We start from the raw sequence: 20,479 nt of genomic DNA on the forward strand, positions 1-20,479 counted from the left end.
AGACATATAAACGAGGAGTCTCGCAATAAAAACATCCTCGCTTAAAAAATTATACAAAAAGTAGGTAGATACCTATTATTGCGGGAGTGTAAACTGAACTGTGTCATTGGATAATTAACCAAAATCTAAAAGCCTCTATCAAGTTTGAGCCTATCCCCAAATTTAATGTAAAGTTGGGATATGGTCAATCCCCAGTTATGCACTGGCATTGTCCACTTTTTAGAGATGTCCTTTATTATCAGAAACATCAGCTTCATAAGAGCCTGCTCAGAACTGAATGCACCTTTAGACTTCGTTATTTTACGGATCTGTCGGTGCATTCCTTCAATAGGATTAGTAGTATAGATAGTCTTACGCACCTGCTCATCATACTCAAAAAAAGTAGAGAGGTTGATCCAGTTATCGAGCCATGACTTAGCGGCTATGGGATATTTCTTGCCCCATTTCTCTTCAAAGACCAGTAGTTTTTCATATCCCATTTCTTCGTTTACAGCTTTATAAACGGGCTTTAAATCTTCAATAACAGCCTTTTTGTCCTTTTCTGTAACGTAGCGCATGCTTGATCTAATCTGATGGACAATGCATAACTGAACTTTTGTTTTTGGAAAAATAGCTTCTATAGCTTCAGGAAAGCCCTTCAGTCCATCAATACAGGCTATCAGGATGTCCTCTACACCGCGTTGCTTTAGATCGGTGAGTACGGATAGCCAGAATTTTGCTCCTTCATTTTCCGAACTATAAAGCCCTATCAGGTCTTTGCGACCATCCATTCCTATGCCCAGGATATTATAAATGGCCCGGGACTCAACCGTACCGTTCTGACGGACTTTATAATGCATGCAGTCTAGGAAAACAAAGGGATAGACGGCTTCTAGCGGACGACTTCGCCACTCGTTAACAGCGGGCATGACGCTTTCTGTAATACGGGATATTTCAGTTGCAGAAATCTCCATAGCATACATCTCGCGGATAAAATCACTTATTGCACGTGTGCTCATACCTTTGGCATACATGCTCAACACGTGTCCCTCAAGCTGTTCGGTGATGATTAATTGTCTCTTAGGTACTACTTTAGGGTCGAACGTTCCCGATCTATCCCGGCCTGTCTCCAGCTCAAAAGTTCCGGTATTGAGACCGCGGACTGTCTTTTTTGTCTTGCCATTTCGACGGTTGCTATTGCCCGAAGCTTTCTCTTCGTTCAAGTGGTTTTCCAGTTCTCCATCCATCATTGATTCCAACAGATGCTTCATTAACGGCGCTAAGACGCCATCATTGGGAGACAAACTTTTACCTTCGTAAAGACCTTGCATGGCTTCTGCCTTGAAGCGTTCAAAGTCGAATGGGTCTTTTTCTTTCATGACCGTGTCGTTTGAATAATTGAATATAAATAATCTTATTGAATTATTCCATTGACACAGTTCATGTTACAGTCTCATTATTGCTAAACCTCTCCTCAATCCATCCCCTATATCCTTTCCAGCTTGGTAGGCTTCAGGATATCTAACACCACCTTCAAGATCAACTAATTCTAAGTTAGTTAATTCTTCTATATTTAAATCATTAATATTTTTCATAATCTTAACCTAAAAGTCCATCAATAAGACCGCTAAAAAAATCCCCCCAAAAGTAGGCTGTATTTGGAGATATCATACCATCACTTTGATTCCACCCTCCATCAATTACTTCCATTTCTTTCGCATCCATTTCCTGAACACCGAAACCTTTTAAATCTAATGTATTCATTTTTTTGATTTATAAAAAATTAGTTCCTACTCTATTATCAGCCTTTTCAGATTCCTGCTTTCGTTGATCAACACAACTAAATTACATTTGCTTACTCCACAAAAACAGTAGTGAATAAAATAGTTGAAAAAAATTTTTCACCGCCCGAGATATAGCGGAGCTTATCATCACCCAGCGCTTCCATCTTCAACGAAATCGAAATCATAAACTCATAGGTATAATAATACGTATAGTCCTGACGAGAATACTCAATCGGTGCACCTCGCCCCCTGAGCTCATCCATCATCGCATACAATCGGGAAACGGATATCCCCAATCGCTTAGATAATTCAATAGGTGTCCCCGTCCTTCTCTGCCGGATCAACTTGTCCAACAAATTAATCCGATCTATATATTGGAATAGCTTCATAATGATTTTAATTTATCGATCCATAAATCTGATAGCGCAGCATGAGCTGATTGAACACCACATTATATTTGCTGCGGATCGTTTCCGACTCCGCCTTGATCAAATTACTTTTACTGGTATTGACATCATAGATGGACGCTTTGCCCGCTTCAAAACTGCGTAAAGTGTAATCCAGAGATTGCGCTGTTGCCGTGTTCGCTTCTACCGCAATACCATATTGCTTTCTGTTCTCCTCCAGTTCAAACAATAGCTTGTCTAGGATCTGCCGTTGAGCAAGCCTTTCATTGTTGGCCGACAGTTGGATATTTTGCTTGTTAAATTCGATCTGCTTCAACTGCCGTTTTGTTTTCCCTTTGTTAAATATGGGTACCGAAATTGTTACGGCGAGCTGCTGGGCAAAATTATCTTTGCTCTGCGCAAAAAAAGGCCGTGTATTCTCTGCTTTAAATGCATTGAAATAGGTACTTCCTAAACCAGCAGATCCCTTTACCGTCGGAAATAGCGCTGCTTTAACCAGTTTGGACTCGACTTCAAGTCCATCCTCCTGACTTCGAAGCTTAGCAAATACCGGATTATGTAAATACGCTTCCTCCCACAGGCTGGATGGATCGGAAAAAGCATGCTCTTGCAGGAGATCATTCTCTGCTATTGGGACAGCCAGGCTTAAGTTATTATAGTCCGGGTAGTTCATCAGCTGGGCTAACTTAAGCAAGGACTGTCGTCGATCTTTGTGATACTGTTGGTATTGCTGTTTCTCCCGTGCCAGATTGGCCTTTGCTTCGGCAACTACCGACACAGCGGTTGCCCCCACCTCCGTGCTTTTCTCGGCTTTATCCAATAACTGCTGTGAAAACTGCATGGCCGAATCCTGGGACACCAACAGTGCCTGAGCCAGCAAGGTCTGCAGATAGGCTTCCATCAGCTGAACGGTAAGATTCCTTTTCAATATCTCTTTTTCGATACGTTCCTGTTCCACCTCGGAAGCGGCTTTCTTGGCTTGGTTTCGAAAATAGTTATATTGGTATAGGGTCAGTTCTGCATTGATTCCCATGTTGCTATTCAGATTATCATTACGCCGGATCGTACCAAATACATCCTGCGATGATCCAAAAGTCGTATAACCATTTGCATAGCCGTTCACACTTGGCAAGCGTTCCCGCAATGCCATTTGCTGATCCAGCACTTTTATCTCAGCCTTGATATCCTGCTGTTTGATCGGTAGATTATGAACCAGGGCATAATCGATACAATCCTGTAAAGTCCAGGCTCGCTGCGCCAGTACATTCGTAGATAACAGTACCGCTAAAAAAATAAAACAGCACTTTATCCTGCTTCTTTGATAATTGTTCATCATTGAATAAAAACAACAGTTAGTTTAACACGATCGATTGCTTTTTCCACATATCCCTATAAGCAGACTCTTGGGTTAATAATTCCTCATGTTCGCCCTGTTCGATAAGTACACCATCTTTAAGCACCATAATGGTATCGGCCTCGGCAATGGTACTCAGCCGATGTGCAATCACAATCATCGTCTTACCAGAATCTTTGAAGCGGCGAAACGCCTGCTGAATCACCTGTTCTGTTGAAGTATCCAAAGCTGAAGTCGCTTCGTCTAAAATCAAAATATCTGGATTGCGGTATAATGCTCGTGCTATGGCAATGCGCTGCCGCTGTCCACCGGATAGCATGGATCCATTTTCACCCAGTTGAGTTTCAAAACCGGCTGGCAACTTTTCAATAAAAGACATCATGTCCAATTCATTGACCACCCGCAAGAGACGCTGAAAATTAGGGATATCCTCACCAACAGCAATATTGCTGACAACATTACCCGAAAAAAGATCGATCTGTTGGGGCACGATGGCAATGCGTTCCCGAAGGGAGCTCTTCGAAATATAGTTCAGATCGTATTGCCCAATAGAAATCTTCCCCTCCTGTAATGGATACAGCTGTTGAATAAGCGCTCCCAGCGTAGTCTTACCGCTTCCACTCTCTCCGATCACAGCCGTCATCTTGCCCTGCTGTATCCGGCAGCTAAAATTTCGGAATACCTCTACCCGTGATCCGTAAGAAAAACGAACATTATCAAAGACGATATCCCCAACCAGATCCGAATTAAGCTGTAATTTTTCTTCTGATTCTTCGCGCTCCAGATCCATAATTTCAAACAGGCGATCTGCTGCAATCAATGCATTCTGCAGTGTCTTGTTCATGCCGATCAATTGTGTCACCGGCCCGGTAAAATAGCCGATCAATGCGTAAAATGAGAGTAGTTCTCCCGGTGTGATCGTACGTTCAATCACATAATATGAACCAGCCCATAAGAGGATAATAGTAAATAACCGCGACAACAATTCACCAGAGGTACTGGAAAACAAGCCATTCATCACCGAAGCATAAATGGTTTTCAATAAATGCGAAAACCGATCGTCTGTACCACTATTAAAATAAGTTTCAATGCCAAACTGCTTGATAGTCTTGACCGAATTGAGCGATTCGACCAAATGAGATTCCAGTTCGGCCCCTTCTTCCATCATCCGGCGCTCTACTTTTTTGTTCAGTTTATTCGAAAGCCAATAGACCCCTAGATAAAAAGGGATAACGAGCAGCATGATCAAGGCCAGCTTCCAAAAATAGGTAAACATAAGCGCGAAGGAAAAGACCACGATCAACACATTGACGACAGCTTGTATCGCCACATCATTGATAAAAGCACGAATTTTGACTGCATCGTTAACCCGCGATATAATCTCGCCCACTTTCATTGTATCAAAGAAACGTTGCGGAAGGCTCAGCAAGTGTTTATAGTAACCTAAAATCAGATATTTATCGATCCTTTGCCCCGTCTGCAAGACCATAACACTTTTCAATGTACCAATAAGTAACTGCAACACCAGAATAACCAACATGCCAATAGAGAGCAGGTTCAGTAAGCGCACATTGCCATCGACAAGTACATAATCGGTAATTTTCTCGATGTAAAACGATGTTGAAAGCCCCAGCAGCGTATACACGGCAGCGCCCACCAGTGCCTGAACGATCACCGAGCGATGCGGCCGAATCAGATTCCAGAATCGCTTGAAAACAGCCGTCTTCTCATTTTTCTGCTCAAAGTATTCATTGGGCTCCATTAAGATCAGTACCCCGGTCCAGATCTTCTGAAAGGCCTCAAATGTGTATTTTTCCACTTTTCCCAGTCCGGGATCCATCACCGTAATTTTATCTTTTTCAACCTGATAGATCACCACATAATGCTGGAGCTGCTCTTTAAGCACCACATGAGCAATTGCCGGAAGCGGGATCTGCGGAATAGCATCCATTGCGCCCTTGACACCTTTGGCATTAAAACCCATCTGTTGCAGTCCTTGCACCATCCCCAACACATTGGTACCACGTGTATCGGTATGACAAAATTGTCTGATCTTGGCGATGGGAATATGTGTGCCATAATAGCCTGCAATAGAAGCCAGACAAGCCGCTCCACAGTCACGGATATCGTGCTGTTTGATGCAAACAGGTGATTTTTTCATTCGTACAAATTATTATTGTCAGATAATAGAGAAGTTCTTATAATACGCTCGTTTTAGCGCCAAGGTTTGGATTGAACAGGTCATCAGCCCGATCAAACAGGAGCTGCCATAAGGTACGGTCCAAGAGATAAAATCGGGCATTGAATGTATTCCCCTTTCCTACAAAGACCTTATTGCCATTGGGTAAGCTCAGGAAATTTTGATCCATGCGGCACCTGACCCTAAAAAAAGATCCCTGCTGCTGATCCGTCACCAAATTGTAGTCGATATCATGCACTGTACCTGACAGAAATCCCCATTGGTTATAATTATACGTATCCATCTGAAACTTGACCGATTGATCCTTTTTGATATAACCAATGGATTTGGCAGGCACCATACATTCAGCGATAAGTTGATCCTCTGGTGAGATTTCCAGAATATCCTGTCCCTGCACGAGCTGTCCTCCTTTTTGATATCCTTTAAAATTAACCACTGTTCCCGTTATAGGCGCCCGAACAATATAGTTTTGACCATCAATTAAGATTGACTTCTTCTCGGATGACAATGATTGAGCCTTCTGTTGCAGTTCGACCAATTTGGCACTCCATTGCGCCATCTGCTGCTTGCGTATTGTCAAAAACTGATTTTCAAGTTGTTCAAGAGAATACTGTGTCTTATCAAGTTCAGCTTGGGACACTACACCTTGGCTATACAGTTGGTTATTACGATCTAGTTCACGGCGGGCTAAGGTAAGCTGAGACTGTATTTCCGACATCCGCTGTTCCATCGACAAATATTCCAGTTGATATTGTCCACCCTGCAGGCTTTTTGCCTTATCATCAAGAATAAGTTTTAGATCAGCAATTTGTCTTGCATAGTCAGCCGTTAAATCCTTGTTTAGAGACAATTTATTTTTCAGATCTTCAGAAACAACGATCAGTAAAGTATCCCCCTGTTTTACTTGCTGATTGTTGCCCACAATACGGTTGTCAATAATACGGCCACTGACCAAGGATAGCATCTTTGTATTCTCCATTGTAGGCCTAACAATTCCCTGTGCAGAAATCGAGATCGGCACTTTGATAAACGGTAATAATATCAGCCCTATCACTATAGCCACTATCAGCAGTAAGTATATGATATTTGTTCTTTTCATCTTGGTTTTTAATCAATACCCAAAAATGTAAATTGCATTTTAGATCCACCACAACCTGAGGTTGTATTTTAAAATTTATTAATTAACTTACAGAGCAAATTAATAGTGGTTAATGAAATTTTTTGATATTTTTCCAACATTCGCCGAAGCCCCCTATTCCTATATTGTCGTACCGATTATATTCGTATGCAGCATCATTGGATTTTGTAACAAATCGTTTTTCCACGCGCTGATCCTGCACCCATACGAAATAGCAAAAGGTAAGCGTATTCATACCTTACTTACCTCTGCGTTAATTCATCGCAACTGGATTCACCTATTGTTTAATTGTATTGTAATTTTTGGATTAGGGTATGATATGTTTGGTAATCTCCATCAAGAGTATGGTACTACAGTGGCATATATAGGTACAATATCTATTTTTTTTCTTTTAATCATTCTCCCCAATATCATTCAGACATTTTTCAAAAAGAACGATTTTACATTTACTGCCGTTGGCGCATCGGGCCTCTCATTTGGACTATTCGGTTTTTCAGCGTTATTTTTTCCTTTACAAAAAACAAGTAGCCATCTCTTTTCTTTTGTACAAAACACTTCTCAAAGATGGATAGTAGGACTGGGGATACTTATACTATTGACTTTTGTAGGAAAATTAAAGAAAACAAATAAACAGTTACACCTAGTGGCATATCTAATAGGTTCTATCGTTGCATTAATGGTTAGACATACCTCAATAATAGAAATGTACCAAGCACTCTTTTAGGGTTATGAAGTTAACAGATCCCATATTGATTCAAGCCAGCTTCCCCTCTTCTCATCTTTCCTTTCCGATCCACCTCCTCCGATTTCAACTTTTTCATTTTCTTCAAGTTCTCTTACATTAATTTCTTTTAATTTTTTTTCCATGATATCTCAATATTTTTTTATCAAAATTCATGGAAAAGAGGCTTAGCCACCACAACCTAGGGTTATAGACTATAACTAGAAGTTTTAACATCGAAATACTTTACAACTTCAAGTTATATTTATTAAATTAGGCTTTTCGATAATTTGGGTATTTAAAAGAATGGCAAAAGAAGAAATCGGAACAATTATTAGACAAAAAAGAGAAAGTCTTAAGATATCGCAAGAAGCCGTTGCATTCGTTTTAGAGATATCACAGGCTGCCTATTCAAAAATCGAACGCAATGAGACGAAGTTAAAGGTAGAGCAGGTTTACAAGATTGCCGAATATTTTGGTATTACGATCTATGAGCTTTTACCACCAGCACTGGCCAGTGACATAACAGGAGAGAATATATTTGGCTTAGTCTATCACTATAGCAAACTTGTTGTAAAGAAAATAATTGCCTTATTTCAAGGGAAACAATCTAAAAGTAAAGCCTAATCCCCCACTTACACTTCGCCTTACCTTTTAATAGACTTCAACACCTTATCCAATACCGGATCTTTGCCCTGGATAGCATCATCAACACTGCGTACGACAGGAACATCCGGCATGACACCGCGCCCCGCTTCGTTCACTTGATAATAAGGCTTGACATCCATTAGGCCAAAACGCCAACGTAGATGGGAGTTCGGAAGTTTCAGTACAGGAAGAACTCCCGCAACCGTGCCACTAGCAGCCCCACCAGTTTCCTCTCCCACAAAAACAGCCCTCTTTCCAACTTTTAGATTTGTAGCAATCAAACTCGCAGCAGAAAAAGTCCCGCCATCAATCAATACAAATAAATCACCGCGATATCTGCCCACTTTCGACTTTTCAATTTTGCTTCCCGTAAGATGGGTATAATGCAGACCATCTTTGGAAAAAGTCTTTGTCCAGGATACAATGGCACCGGTTAAGATAAATGGCGATAAGACGGGATAAGACCAGCCCGGCAATCCTTTTACCTGATAAAACGGCAAGTTGAATTTTGAGGTAATGACTGCTGGTTGAACAAATTGGAATTTATCCTCTTCCACTAAGTAACTGTATAGCTCACGGACATCGGACAAACGTCCACCCAAATTGCCACGAAGATCCAATATCAGGTATTGGACCGAATTAAGCTCCAGCCGATCAAAAATCCTTCTATAGGCTTCTTTTGGACGCCCATATGAAAAGTCGACCACCTTCAACAGAGCAATGTTACTATCTCCTTTTACTGGAAATGAAAGCTGCTTGCTCATCCGCTTAAGGTTGGCATTATACCCAAAGATTTTACGATGCTTTTTTAGATCACTTTTCTTCTGATCAGGTTGGCTCACTTTTTTCACAGCCTTGGTCGTTATCTCTGATTTAACCTTTGTATCGACACTATCAAACCTTCTTACAACAATCCGCTGGTACGTGCTATCGGCATCGGAAAACAAGATCGCAATAGAATCCCGATAGCCCAATTCCAATTGGTAATACCGCGGTAATAAACGCTCAAAAGCCTGATCTAAAAATGTCGTATTATAGCCGTCCGACGTAAAGGTTGGACGATATTTTGTGTAGAGATTTTGTGGTTGTATCCCCTCAATAGAAAGAATTTTAGAGCCTGCTACCAAACTTGAATCTAAGGTTCCATTTTTTGAGAGATAGAGTGTATTTTCCTGCCAATGAAATCCCAGTTGTGAAAAGGGACCCTTGCTCTTTTGATAACGGACTTTATCCTTACCTTTCGGATCAAATTTGGAAATAAGAGGACTCAGCGTCATATGCCCCTGCCGAACTTGAGCCAGTACAGATGCTAATGCCAACTGAAACTGATTGGGCAATAATGGCTGGCGGATCGTTCTACGAAGGCTGTCGAACTTAATCTTTAACTCATCTTCCCGCACATATAGAAACAAGTCTGGATGCATCTTCCACAGGTTATGCTCAACATAGTTGATATCTTGCTGCATAGCTTCCACCGCCAGGGGAGTTTCAATAAATCGATTATACTTTTCGACATTTGCGCAACGCACAAATGTCAGTAAACATCCCAATAAGAATAGATAAATCCCTGGCCTTTTCATTGATATTAAGATACAAAAAAAAGCCTTCCAATTTTCATGAAAAGCTTTTCTCTATCGTTAATTACTAATCTTACTCTTTTTCTACTTGCATGTAGTTTAGTTCAAGTGGCGTCTTACGACCGAAGACTTTCACCATCACGATTAATTTCTTTTTATCTTCGTGGACCTCTTCGATTTCTCCCGTAAATCCGTTGAAAGGACCATCGTTTACTTTCACTGTTTCACCCACATAGTAAGGAACGTTAATGGTTTCACCTTGCTCGGCCATTTCATCCACTTTACCTAGGATACGATTTACCTCTGCTTGGCGCAAAGGGACTGCATTACCAGCTTTATCTCCCAAGAAACCAATTACACTGTTGATATTTTTGATGATGTGTTCTAACTCACCGTCAAGAGCTGCTTCTAATAAAACATAACCAGGATAGTAGTTACGCTCTTTAGCAACTTTCTTACCATCGCGCATCAAGTAGTATTTTTCCATTGGAATCAACACTTGAGGAATCAAGTGTTCAATACCTAAACGGCTAACTTCGGCATCAATATATTGCTTTACTTTCTTTTCTTTACCACTTACAGCACGAACTACGTACCACTTTAAACCTTGATCTGCCATAAATAAATACGATTGAAAAATTAAGAAGCAATACCGTACAAGAATTCTAACCCTACACTTGAAGCTTTATCCATTACAAAGACAACCAATGCAATAAGAAGAGAAGCAACAAGTACAATAACAGCTGAACTTTGTAACTGAGACCATGTAGGCCAAGTCACTTTCTCAGTGATCTCTACATAAGAGTCTTTAAAAAAATCAAGTACTTTTGCCATTTTAGTTTATCTGTTTTTATAAGCACGGGCACCAGGACTCGAACCCAGACCAAAGGTTTTGGAGACCTTCGTTCTACCTTTAAACTATGCCCGTGTATTTCTTATTTTGTGATGCAAATATAGTGTTTTAAACCACTTTCTGCAAATCTTTTTTTACTTTTTTTTATTTTAATCCGATAAATCGCTTATCGAAAAAATAAGCTAATCAACTTCAGTCGATTAGCTTATTCTATGTGATTCTAAATCTTTATTAAAGACTAGATAATTTCAGTTACCTGACCAGCACCTACTGTACGACCACCCTCACGGATAGCGAAACGTAGACCTTTTTCCATTGCAATAGCAGAAATTAATTTCACGCTGATTGTAACGTTATCACCTGGCATAACCATTTCAGTACCTTCTGGTAAAGAGATTTCTCCAGTTACGTCAGTTGTACGGAAATAGAATTGAGGACGGTATTTGTTGAAGAATGGAGTGTGACGACCACCTTCAGCTTTTGACAATACGTAAACCTCAGCTTTGAAATGATCGTGAGGAGTTACTGAACCTGGTTTACAGATAACCATACCACGTTTGATATCAGTTTTCTCAATACCACGTAACAATAAACCTACGTTATCACCAGCCTCACCGTAATCTAAGATTTTACGGAACATCTCAACACCTGTTACTGTAGATTTCAAGTTCTCAGCACCCATACCTAAGATCTCAACTGGATCACCAGAGTTGATTACACCTCTTTCGATACGACCTGTAGCAACTGTACCACGACCTGTGATCGAGAATACGTCTTCTACTGGCATCAAGAAAGGTAAGTCAGTCAAACGTGGAGGAATTGGAATGTAGTTATCTACAGCATCCATTAATTCCATGATTTTCTCAACCCACTCAGGCTCACCGTTCAATGCACCTAAAGCAGAACCTTTGATTACAGGGATATCATCACCAGGGAATTCGTAGAATGATAATAACTCACGAACTTCCATTTCAACTAAGTCTAACAACTCAGGGTCATCAACTAAGTCAGTTTTGTTCATGAATACTACTAACGCAGGAACACCTACTTGGCGAGCCAACAAGATGTGCTCACGAGTTTGAGGCATAGGACCATCAGTCGCAGCAACTACGATGATAGCACCGTCCATTTGAGCAGCACCAGTTACCATGTTCTTAACGTAGTCAGCGTGACCTGGACAGTCAACGTGTGCATAGTGACGGTTAGCTGTAGAATATTCTACGTGTGCAGTATTGATTGTGATACCACGCTCTTTTTCTTCAGGAGCAGAGTCAATTGAATCAAATGAACGAGCTTCTGACAAACCTTTATCAGCCAATACTTTAGTGATAGCAGCTGTAGTTGTAGTTTTACCGTGGTCAACGTGACCGATAGTACCAATGTTTAAGTGTGGTTTACTACGGTCAAATTTCTCTTTTGCCATGTTTATGCGAATTAGTAATTATAAATTATTTCTATTTGTTATATACTCTTGCTTAATTTTTACACAAGTACGAGCCAAAGATGGGATTTGAACCCACGACCTCTTCCTTACCAAGGAAGTGCTCTACCCCTGAGCTACTTCGGCTTACTAAAAAACCTTATTTACGTATTAATGCCCCCACCTTTAGATACATTATTATCAAAGAAGATAGAGACTAAATTTAATACTTGAAAAATTTGAGCGGAAGACGAGGTTCGAACTCGCGACCTATAGCTTGGAAGGCTATCGCTCTACCAACTGAGCTACTTCCGCTTAATAATTAGAAACTAGAGTAAATCTAACACCCTAATTAAAATAAAGTGTGGAGGGAGAAGGATTCGAACCTTCGAAGCCGAAGCAACGGATTTACAGTCCGTCCCATTTGACCGCTCTGGAACCCCTCCAGACCTGTAACTCTCGTTACATTTTGAGCCTCTTATCGGAATCGAACCAATGACCTACTGATTACAAGTCAGTTGCTCTACCAGCTGAGCTAAAGAGGCTTCTAATATCTTTATTTAAACTTACATTCTATCAACGTCTGACCAAGTATTTCTACCTTTTCAGCGAGTGCAAATATCGAATTTACTTTTGATTTCTGCAAGTTTATTTTTTATTTTTTTTCATTTAAAGAACTAAGCAAACTTTCGTTTTTTCGAACCGTTGTTCCCTTGTTTGCTGATGCAAAGATAGACACAAAACTCACTTTACAAAAATATTTGTCAAAAAAAAAAGACAGTTTTTGGCAATTATACTGATATGCAGCACAATAATTTTTGATTGCATATTTACCTGTTTTGGTTATTTGGCTAATATACTATCTTTGGGCATGCAAATTTTACCGCAATCACTTTCAAAACTTACCCGATACTCCGTACTATTTACGGTACTTTTAATGGGATCGGCCGAATTGAAAGCTCAAAATATTATTCAAAAATTGAGTAAAAAATTTCTTTCGGCTGAAAGAGATTCCACACGTTCCGGAAGTTTTATGGTATTACCGGCCGTTGGTTATGCGCAGGAAACGGGTGTCGAATACGGCCTGGCCAGTGCTTATAATTTTTATCTGGATAAATCTGACTCCAAAATCCGCACTTCCACCGTCATGGCGATGGGAACCTTTACGTCCAACAGTCAGTCAAACTTCAAACTGCAGACGGACCTTTGGACCAAAAACAACGACTATCATCTGATCAGTGAAATACGCTACCGTAATTGGCCCTTTAACTATTATGGCGTCGGTATGGACACCTGGAAAGCAGATGAAGAACGCATCGATCAAAAATTATTTCGCGTCAAACTCGAAGCTGAGAAAAAAATTAGCAACAGTCTTTATTCTGGAATAAACATTCAATACGATAACTTCAAAATTCGTAGCGACAGCGCCGATCGCACTTTCAATCATTCCGATCTTATCGGAAAGGATGGCGGGCAACAACTCCTAATCGGTGTATCGCAATTGTTTGACAATAGGGATAACGTTTCTTATACGACAAAAGGTTATTATGCCAAATTACGGTTGGCATATGCTCCCAAATTATGGACAAGTACTGATTTTACAGGGGCAAACCTCGATGTAGATCTCCGTGGCTTTATTCCCCTGTACAACAAGGTCACTTTGGCCCTGCAGGGAATCTTTCGTTCCACATTTGGGAAAACAGTCCCATTCTACAATTACCGTGAACTTGGTGGCGATATGATGATGCGCGGTTATTACCTCGGACGTTACCGAGACAAGAATTACCTGGCCTCACAGGCTGAACTGCGTTATCGCTTTCATCCACGCTTTGGCATCGTTGGATTTTCGGGCCTCGGATCGACCTTTTCCAAGGAAAATAGTAGTCGATATGTAGCCAGCTATGGTGGCGGTTTACGCTATTTCTTTAGCCTCGAACATAACAGCAGTATACGCTTTGATTATTCCTTTGGCGAACAAAGACCCGGAGAAAAACGTCAATCGGGTTTCTACCTTTCCTTAAGTGAAGCTTTTTAATAAAAAACATATCATAAAGAACAGCATCCATAATATCTATTGATGGATGCTGTTCTTATTTAGTAACAAACGAAATCGACCTTTCTATCCCCACTCCTTCTCAATTCCTACAAGTTTTAAAGTAAATATCTTATGTCCAACGGAATGCTGTTGATGACTACCCCACCATCAATCAGGAAATGGTAGTAACAGCAGCTTAAAATCGAATCAGAAAATTCTCCTTTCGCTGTTCTTTCCTAAAGTAAACCAAACCAATTCGGTACAAATCTATCGTTACCACAATACGGTTATGCTGTTTAAGCTTGTTCCAGTACGCTTCCCTTTTCTCCGACAAATGGGGCTCGTTTATAATTAATAGATCTCGATCGCCAACATGTTCCAAAAAATTTAGGTCAAGATCGTCCAGATCGATATAATAAACATGTCGGTACGCATAGCTTCCACATTGGTTTTGTAAAAGACTCCGATAACTTTCGAGCGGACGGTCGGCCCAATAGCTAAAATCATCGTAAACAAATGTCTTTAATAGTCGATCGATTAATGCATACTTTTTCTGTTCTACCTTACTTTCGTTTTGAATAAATTGGGGTAATTCGGAAACACGCGCTTTGGATGCCTTTTGATAGATCACTTCGTCAACCAATTTATAGACAAAAGGAGAATGGGTCCCATGGCGACTATGGGATACAAAATAATGTCGCCAATACTTAAGCGTGTAGTTCATTTCGCTGCAAACATCGCTAAATTTTATGATTTTTCACATGGAACATTAGGTTTTTAATACCACGGAATACATGCTAATAAATTGGAAAAGTAACACACGAGAAGGAATACGATCGCTAAAACTGAAGGACAAAAACACTTCCCTCTCCCTCCGTACTATTGAGGAAAATAGTACCCTTGTGCAATAACATGATCTGTTTGCTTAGGGTCAAGCCGACACCTGTACCCGTTTTCTTTGTCGTAAAAAATGGCGTAAAAATCTGCTCCTGGAGATCGGCAGGAATTCCGGCCCCATTATCTTCAATCCGGATCTGAACCTTACCGTCGACTTCGAGAGCAGATAAACTGATATAAGCCTCTTCCCTATTTTTTACTGCATCAATTGCATTCAGCATCAGATTAATAATAACCTGCTCGATCAAATTGACATCTGCAGATAAAATTAACCGTGTATTTTTAAGGATAATATCTACGTCAATATTTTTCTGGATCAAGGTTGGTTCAAGCAATTGATAGATATGTTCAAACAACTGTGAAATCTGAATCGGCGCCAGCTGAGGCTGATCGACTTTATTGATCATGCGATAACTCTTAGCAAAATGCAAGAGTCCTTCGCTCCGGCGTTTGATGGTCGATATACCTGTTTTTAGATCATCGATATCTTCATGTCCTTTAAAATGGTCCAAACGGCCATTCAACGTTTCAGCTAACGAACTGATCGGAGCAATGGAATTCATAATTTCATGGGTCAGTACACGCAATAATTTGTGCCAGGCTTTTGTCTCAGTTTCATCAATTGCTTCATTGATATTTTGGTACACTACAATACGAAACAAAGCATCCTGTGTCTCAAAACTTGAACTCTGAATCAATAATTTAATTTTCCCTTTACTTGACTGAACGGACTCCATTTGTTGCTGCCCATTTTCAAGTAACATGGTTTTTTCATAGAGGTCGCTATTTTTTTTCTTTAGCCCGGCAATGTTTCCGAGATGCGGCAAGTGAAATAGCTGTTTAAATGCTTCATTTACCCACATGACCTTGCCACTATCCATCTCATAAAAGATGATAGCCGAATTCAGCATATTGATCACGCGGTCCAAGTATTGATGCTGAATTTCCTGCTTAATGCTGATCTCTTTATAAGTCTCGTTGATTTGATTAAAGGCAAGGAAAAGCTTTCCCTCCACTGATTTTGTGTTTTTCACCAAAAAACGCCTGGTAAAATCACGATATTTTACAGCTTCGGAAAATTCAATCAACTGCCTGGCTAAAAAATTATATTGTGCATATAAATTAAAACCCAGATAAAGCATAATACAAAAGATCAAAGCCGCCTGCACGTATTCATGTTTTAGTAGCAAATAGGCACTCACAAGAGCGGCTACCAGCAGCAGTATAATCTTGATCGCATTTAAGATTTTTACGTGCTTCATTGACTAAATATCATATTTCTCCAAACGTCTATAAAGTGCTGCCCGTGTAAGTCCTAACTCTTTTGCTGCCTTACTGATATTTCCATTGAAACGCTCAATCGCAGATTTGATTGCTTTACGTTCCAATTCTTCTAGATTTTGACTGCTGGGACTAGATTCGAAAACGGGACTATCTACTTGTTGCTCGATAGGCGAGAAAAAGAGGTCATTTCCGGCAATGCTGAGCTGGTCTGCCATAATAACAGCGCGCTCGATACTGTATTGGAGTTCCCGGACGTTACCCGGAAAATGATAGGCACACATTTTCTTAACCGCATCCGATTCAAACCCTTCAATCCGCTTATTGTATTTCTTCGAATAGATATCGAGAAAATGATCAGCCAATAGCTTGATATCCTCCCCCCGTTCACGCAATGGGGGCACCTGAATTTCCACGGTATTGATTCGATAAATTAAGTCTTTTCGAAAACGACTTTCATCTGCGAGTTGTTTCAGCGGCACATTTGTTGCTGAAATTAAGCGTATATCCACCGGAATTGGCTGATAAGACCCTAAAGGAGTTACCTGTCTATTCTGCAATACGGTTAACAATTTAGCTTGTTGCTGTAAAGAGATATTGCCAATTTCATCGAGAAACAATGTCCCTCCATTTGCCGCTTCGAATCGCCCTTGACGATCTTCACGTGCATCCGTAAATGCACCCTTCTTATAACCAAAAAGTTCGCTTTCAAATAATGTTTCTGTCAGCGACCCCACGTCAACCTTAACATACGTCCGATCTGAACGTAGTGATCTTCGTTGAATAGCTTGAGCAATCAGGTCTTTACCTGTTCCATTTTCCCCTAATATTAATATATTGGCATCTGTAGGCGCTATTTTCTCCAACTTGTATTGCAGTTCGTCCATAACAATGGAGTTACCGATCAAATCAGGACTGTTTGCACTGCTGAGCAAGGAACTTTTACTTTTCTTTTCCTTATTTTTTGATTCAGCAAGCGCACTTTCGATCGTTGCCAACAATTGTTCATTTTCCCAAGGTTTCACGACAAAATCAGATGCACCTTGTTTCAGCGACTTCACCGCGAGATCAACAGCTCCATAAGCTGTAATCATAATCACATGTACCTGTGGAAATTTCTCTTTGATTCGTGATAACCAATATAGCCCCTCATTGCCTGTATTAATCGTGCTTTTAAAATTCATATCTAAAAGTACCAGATCATAAGGTGTTTTCTCCAGATGTGCAATTAGATTCTCCGGATTAGGTTCAACTTGAATATGACTAACTTTAGGTTTAAGCAAGATTCTTGCCGCAGTTAATAAATCCTGGTCATCATCCACGACTAAAATAGATGCTTTTTTCATACTTCCTGACTTCATTGAAGATACTAAGATAACTATAAATTCAACGAGCCAGCGTAATAATCATTGATATATTTTTGTAGCAGCCACTCATACTGCTTCACGACCAATTGAATCTGGCTGTTGTCGAATTTGTTTTTTGCTGTCAAAAAAATCACTGAATTGCTATTTCCCAATTCGAAAACCACCTTGGCAATACGAAAAGATTCCGCGTAATTTTCATTTTGACTACGCAATTGTGCAATCATATTACTTGCATTCTGCAGATTAAAAACGGCATTGGACGTCGCTGATCGTAAAATATTTTTCTGTATCTCTTTTTGAAATTTAGCCGTCTCTAAGTCTAACTTTGTCAAACGGACGTTGTTGTATACCTGTAAGTGATTAAAAATAGGAATAGATAGATTTAAGGAAATAGACTTTCCGACGTTATTACGCATTTGTGACCAATACGTGCCTTGAATCCCCAATTTAGAATAATTTGATCCTAAACCAGCGCTCAGACTCAAGGACGGATAATAGTATGATTTCGCGATCTTAATATCCCGCTCTGCCACTTTGATCCGATAATCCAAAGCCTTAATATCAGGCAATTGGTCGACAGCCATATCATACAATTGCTTCTCATCCAAACGCTGTCCAGTCTCATTTATTCCGATATTATCCAATTCCCCCAATTGATTTTCAGCCATATTCAGTAAAGCGGCGAGTTTGACCCGACTGCTGTACAGCAATTGACGGTTATTTTCAATTGTATTGATATCATTTGCCAGTTGCCCTTTCAAGTCAAAATAGTCTCCTGGGTTGATTGCGCCTTCCTTATGCATCGTCTCTGCACGGCGCACCTGTTCCCGGGTCACCTCCGTCTGCATTTCCGACTGTCGCAATATATCCTGGGCGGTCAAGCTTTGAATATAAGTGGTAATAACATCCAGTTTCAAGGCATTAACCTGCGTATCGAAGGTCAATTTACCTGCAGTCTTTGCATCGGCACGCATACGAATTTCGTTAAATAGACGAAAGCCCCTAAATAACGGGAGGCTCGCTCCCAAAGAGAAATTCCCTGTCGAGTTGTTGGATGAAATATATTGAAGGGTAGAATTATCCTGCGATCTTCCAGATGTCAGACTATGCTGTAGACTTGCATTTACATCGGGAAGTCTATTCGCTTTAGCTTGTGCCAAATTCACCTCTGCACGCCTCACATCCAGTTCATTCTGCAATAAGGTCGGATTGGCTTTTACAGCTAATTGTATACATTCAGCTAAAGTTCGTTTGGTCATTTGTTTGTTGTCACCCGTTGTAACTATCGATGTCCCGGTCTCTCTTTCGGATAGTCCCTGCTCAGCCTGTTGCGCTTTTGCGTTGGCATAAGTCAATAAAAAACATAACGTAGTATATATATAGACTCTCTTCATATCCATTTTTTTATTTTCTTGCTGACCATCGCCATGCCAAACATATAAAACATTAAATATCAAATTAATACAAAAAATGAATTTTGAAAAATGTTCATTAATGGACAGTCGGTGTGCGTAGTTGGACAATTGAAATCCGTAAGAGTATAAATAGGAGAACAACGGGGATCAAGTCCGCCATTTATTCGTTTTTTTACCGGATATACAACGGAGTTTCTTCGGTTTTTATTCGGTTACAACCGAAGAAGCACCGAACAAGTACCGAAGAAGCACCGACTAAAGTCAGAATATAGTATTATTTAAATTTGGAATTGAAAACAGAATAAATCATTGGAGATATCGTATCTCTCGCAAAAAGTAAACGGTAACACATTCGGATGAAAAGCTACCGAATCAAAATTATTTCATAATTTTGTATTTAAACGGATACGTTAAAAAAGACGATTATGAAAGCAGTCGTTATCACAGCATACACGGATAATGCCGCGCAAATCGAAGCGCTAAAAGCTTTTATGAAAGCGCTAAAGATAAAATTTGAGCTTGCCAAAGAAAAACAGCCCGTGCAATCCTGAGTTTATGGAAAAAGTTATAGAAAGCAGACAACAAGCCAAAGTTTGTAATATGGCCTATCATTTAGACTTTACGGATAAGGCACTTGATGACATCGATTTCCACAGGAAACCGGGAACCAAACCTATACTCAAAAAACTGCAGATCCTTTTAGAAGAATTGGCAGAGCATCTGCTTGAGGGAACAGGGATCTGATAACAAAGAGACAACGTGACTCATCCCTAACGTCAAAGCTGTTGTAAAATAACAATCTTAAAAGATCGATAGTATACTGCGAATAAGATCAGGTAAATACCGAATAAGGATAATCGTCACTAGCATGATGGCGAGGAACTTTAAGAAGTTCATCAAATAGGAATTTGTTTTCATTTGTTTATTAGCTTTTACATGTTAAATATAAAATAAAAATAGCTAGTGCTAAAAACATATCTTTAGCACTAACTATTCGCAATAAGCTATTATCAATCATGTTCAAAATAAAGGTTAGCCTGCAGAATGCATTCTACCACCTTTACCTTCTTCATTTAGATATTCTATCCCAACTCTGAGACCGTAAACAAGCCAGTACCACCCTGATTCGCCTCCATTAATTAGAATCTGCTCATCTTTGGTTATTTCTACTAAGTTATTCATAATTTTGCTCTTAAATTTAGTTTAATATCTAGGTTTTCCTTTTCCACCGTCTGACCATCCATCTCTAATATCACCGACATTTTCCCAAGCTGACCATGCCACAGCGACTAAAAAAGCTGCAAGTACAGGCGAAATACCTCCATTTATATTTTTCATTTCTTTAGAATCCATTTCAACCAATCCTAAATTATTGATTTCTACGTTAAACATTTTTTTAGTTT

At 40.0% G+C, this 20,479-nt stretch carries 23 protein-coding genes and 5 tRNA genes; 5 read left to right on the plus strand and 23 right to left on the minus strand.

Translation table 11 applies throughout. From position 1 onward, the window contains the following. Positions 1–125: 125 nt before the first annotated feature. The 7 genes from B3C94_RS14415 to B3C94_RS14445 all read right to left on the minus strand — a co-directional run bounded on the left by B3C94_RS14415 (position 126) and on the right by B3C94_RS14445 (position 6,823). Positions 126–1,358, minus strand: a complete 1,233-nt coding sequence (locus B3C94_RS14415) for an IS256 family transposase (RefSeq protein ID WP_293904842.1) — start codon at positions 1,356–1,358, stop codon at positions 126–128. 66 nt (positions 1,359–1,424) lie between these two features. Next, positions 1,425–1,574: a hypothetical protein gene (locus B3C94_RS14420; protein ID WP_293904844.1), complete on the minus strand. Its 150-nt coding sequence runs from the start codon at positions 1,572–1,574 to the stop codon at positions 1,425–1,427. Positions 1,575–1,578: 4 nt separating this feature from the next. After that, positions 1,579–1,743, minus strand: coding sequence for a hypothetical protein (locus B3C94_RS14425; RefSeq protein ID WP_265712923.1), 165 nt, complete (start codon positions 1,741–1,743; stop codon positions 1,579–1,581). Positions 1,744–1,834: 91 nt separating this feature from the next. Further along, complete coding sequence (locus B3C94_RS14430; RefSeq protein ID WP_293904848.1) at positions 1,835–2,152, minus strand: hypothetical protein; 318 nt, start codon at positions 2,150–2,152, stop codon at positions 1,835–1,837. Between the two features lie 7 nt (positions 2,153–2,159). Beyond that, positions 2,160–3,506, minus strand: a complete 1,347-nt coding sequence (locus B3C94_RS14435; protein ID WP_293904850.1) for a TolC family protein — start codon at positions 3,504–3,506, stop codon at positions 2,160–2,162. Positions 3,507–3,522: 16 nt separating this feature from the next. Continuing rightward, positions 3,523–5,685 (minus strand): peptidase domain-containing ABC transporter, encoded by a 2,163-nt coding sequence (locus B3C94_RS14440; RefSeq protein ID WP_293904852.1) that lies wholly within the window; start codon positions 5,683–5,685, stop codon positions 3,523–3,525. 37 nt (positions 5,686–5,722) lie between these two features. After that, positions 5,723–6,823: an HlyD family secretion protein gene (locus B3C94_RS14445; RefSeq protein WP_293904854.1), complete on the minus strand. Its 1,101-nt coding sequence runs from the start codon at positions 6,821–6,823 to the stop codon at positions 5,723–5,725. Between the two features lie 112 nt (positions 6,824–6,935). On the opposite strand from B3C94_RS14445, the gene B3C94_RS14450 reads away from it, so the two are divergent. Further along, complete coding sequence (locus B3C94_RS14450) at positions 6,936–7,586, plus strand: rhomboid family intramembrane serine protease (protein WP_293904856.1); 651 nt, start codon at positions 6,936–6,938, stop codon at positions 7,584–7,586. Positions 7,587–7,588: 2 nt separating this feature from the next. Here B3C94_RS14450 and B3C94_RS14455 read toward each other — a convergent pair whose 3' ends face one another. Further along, positions 7,589–7,729, minus strand: a complete 141-nt coding sequence (locus B3C94_RS14455) for a hypothetical protein (protein WP_293904858.1) — start codon at positions 7,727–7,729, stop codon at positions 7,589–7,591. 160 nt (positions 7,730–7,889) lie between these two features. On the opposite strand from B3C94_RS14455, the gene B3C94_RS14460 reads away from it, so the two are divergent. Further along, the gene (locus tag B3C94_RS14460; RefSeq protein WP_293904860.1) at positions 7,890–8,210 is read left to right on the plus strand and encodes a helix-turn-helix domain-containing protein; all 321 of its coding nucleotides are present in this window, start codon (positions 7,890–7,892) and stop codon (positions 8,208–8,210) included. A gap of 20 nt (positions 8,211–8,230) precedes the next feature. On the opposite strand, the gene B3C94_RS14465 is transcribed toward B3C94_RS14460, so the two are convergent. From B3C94_RS14465 to B3C94_RS14505, 9 genes are all read right to left on the minus strand, one after another. Further along, complete coding sequence (locus tag B3C94_RS14465) at positions 8,231–9,811, minus strand: S41 family peptidase (RefSeq protein WP_293904862.1); 1,581 nt, start codon at positions 9,809–9,811, stop codon at positions 8,231–8,233. A gap of 70 nt (positions 9,812–9,881) precedes the next feature. After that, a complete protein-coding gene (gene nusG / locus B3C94_RS14470) occupies positions 9,882–10,427 on the minus strand; it encodes a transcription termination/antitermination protein NusG (RefSeq protein WP_046672242.1) in 546 nt (181 codons plus the stop codon). Between the two features lie 20 nt (positions 10,428–10,447). Continuing rightward, positions 10,448–10,642 (minus strand): preprotein translocase subunit SecE, encoded by a 195-nt coding sequence (gene secE, locus B3C94_RS14475; RefSeq protein ID WP_028072657.1) that lies wholly within the window; start codon positions 10,640–10,642, stop codon positions 10,448–10,450. 23 nt (positions 10,643–10,665) lie between these two features. Continuing rightward, positions 10,666–10,736: transfer RNA gene (locus tag B3C94_RS14480), tRNA-Trp, on the minus strand. A gap of 163 nt (positions 10,737–10,899) precedes the next feature. Then, positions 10,900–12,084: an elongation factor Tu gene (gene tuf, locus B3C94_RS14485; RefSeq protein ID WP_075991174.1), complete on the minus strand. Its 1,185-nt coding sequence runs from the start codon at positions 12,082–12,084 to the stop codon at positions 10,900–10,902. Positions 12,085–12,156: 72 nt separating this feature from the next. Then, positions 12,157–12,228 (minus strand) — tRNA-Thr (locus tag B3C94_RS14490). A gap of 95 nt (positions 12,229–12,323) precedes the next feature. Beyond that, a tRNA-Gly gene (locus B3C94_RS14495) sits at positions 12,324–12,396 on the minus strand. Between the two features lie 50 nt (positions 12,397–12,446). Then, positions 12,447–12,527, minus strand: a tRNA-Tyr gene (locus B3C94_RS14500). A gap of 26 nt (positions 12,528–12,553) precedes the next feature. Beyond that, positions 12,554–12,626: transfer RNA gene (locus B3C94_RS14505), tRNA-Thr, on the minus strand. Between the two features lie 326 nt (positions 12,627–12,952). Here B3C94_RS14505 and B3C94_RS14510 point away from each other — a divergent pair. Then, a complete protein-coding gene (locus tag B3C94_RS14510) occupies positions 12,953–14,116 on the plus strand; it encodes a BamA/TamA family outer membrane protein (protein WP_293904865.1) in 1,164 nt (387 codons plus the stop codon). Positions 14,117–14,312: 196 nt separating this feature from the next. On the opposite strand, the gene B3C94_RS14515 is transcribed toward B3C94_RS14510, so the two are convergent. The 4 genes from B3C94_RS14515 to B3C94_RS14530 all read right to left on the minus strand — a co-directional run bounded on the left by B3C94_RS14515 (position 14,313) and on the right by B3C94_RS14530 (position 19,055). Further along, a complete protein-coding gene (locus tag B3C94_RS14515) occupies positions 14,313–14,840 on the minus strand; it encodes a hypothetical protein (RefSeq protein ID WP_293904867.1) in 528 nt (175 codons plus the stop codon). A gap of 115 nt (positions 14,841–14,955) precedes the next feature. Continuing rightward, the gene (locus B3C94_RS14520; RefSeq protein WP_293904869.1) at positions 14,956–16,275 is read right to left on the minus strand and encodes a sensor histidine kinase; all 1,320 of its coding nucleotides are present in this window, start codon (positions 16,273–16,275) and stop codon (positions 14,956–14,958) included. 3 nt (positions 16,276–16,278) lie between these two features. Beyond that, positions 16,279–17,640: a sigma-54-dependent transcriptional regulator gene (locus tag B3C94_RS14525; RefSeq protein WP_293904871.1), complete on the minus strand. Its 1,362-nt coding sequence runs from the start codon at positions 17,638–17,640 to the stop codon at positions 16,279–16,281. 32 nt (positions 17,641–17,672) lie between these two features. Then, a complete protein-coding gene (locus B3C94_RS14530) occupies positions 17,673–19,055 on the minus strand; it encodes a TolC family protein (protein ID WP_293904873.1) in 1,383 nt (460 codons plus the stop codon). Between the two features lie 446 nt (positions 19,056–19,501). Here B3C94_RS14530 and B3C94_RS14535 point away from each other — a divergent pair, with 446 nt between their 5' ends. Together B3C94_RS14535 and B3C94_RS14540 are read left to right on the plus strand one after the other, a co-directional pair. Then, a complete protein-coding gene (locus B3C94_RS14535) occupies positions 19,502–19,627 on the plus strand; it encodes a DUF2683 family protein (RefSeq protein ID WP_293904875.1) in 126 nt (41 codons plus the stop codon). A gap of 4 nt (positions 19,628–19,631) precedes the next feature. Next, positions 19,632–19,820, plus strand: coding sequence for a hypothetical protein (locus tag B3C94_RS14540; protein ID WP_293904877.1), 189 nt, complete (start codon positions 19,632–19,634; stop codon positions 19,818–19,820). Positions 19,821–20,108: 288 nt separating this feature from the next. Here the strand turns inward: B3C94_RS14540 and B3C94_RS14545 are convergent, their stop codons facing one another. Both B3C94_RS14545 and B3C94_RS14550 read right to left on the minus strand, forming a co-directional pair. After that, positions 20,109–20,258 carry a hypothetical protein gene (locus B3C94_RS14545; protein WP_293904879.1) on the minus strand — a complete coding sequence of 50 codons (150 nt, stop codon included), beginning with the start codon at positions 20,256–20,258 and terminating at the stop codon, positions 20,109–20,111. Positions 20,259–20,279: 21 nt separating this feature from the next. Then, on the minus strand, positions 20,280–20,468 hold the full coding sequence (locus tag B3C94_RS14550) for a class IIb bacteriocin, lactobin A/cerein 7B family (protein ID WP_293904881.1): 189 nt from the start codon (positions 20,466–20,468) through the stop codon (positions 20,280–20,282). Positions 20,469–20,479: the final 11 nt, after the last annotated feature.

It is taken from the genome of Sphingobacterium sp. UBA5670 (genome assembly GCF_002420705.1).
In the GTDB taxonomy this organism is placed as follows: Bacteria; Bacteroidota; Bacteroidia; order Sphingobacteriales; family Sphingobacteriaceae; genus Sphingobacterium.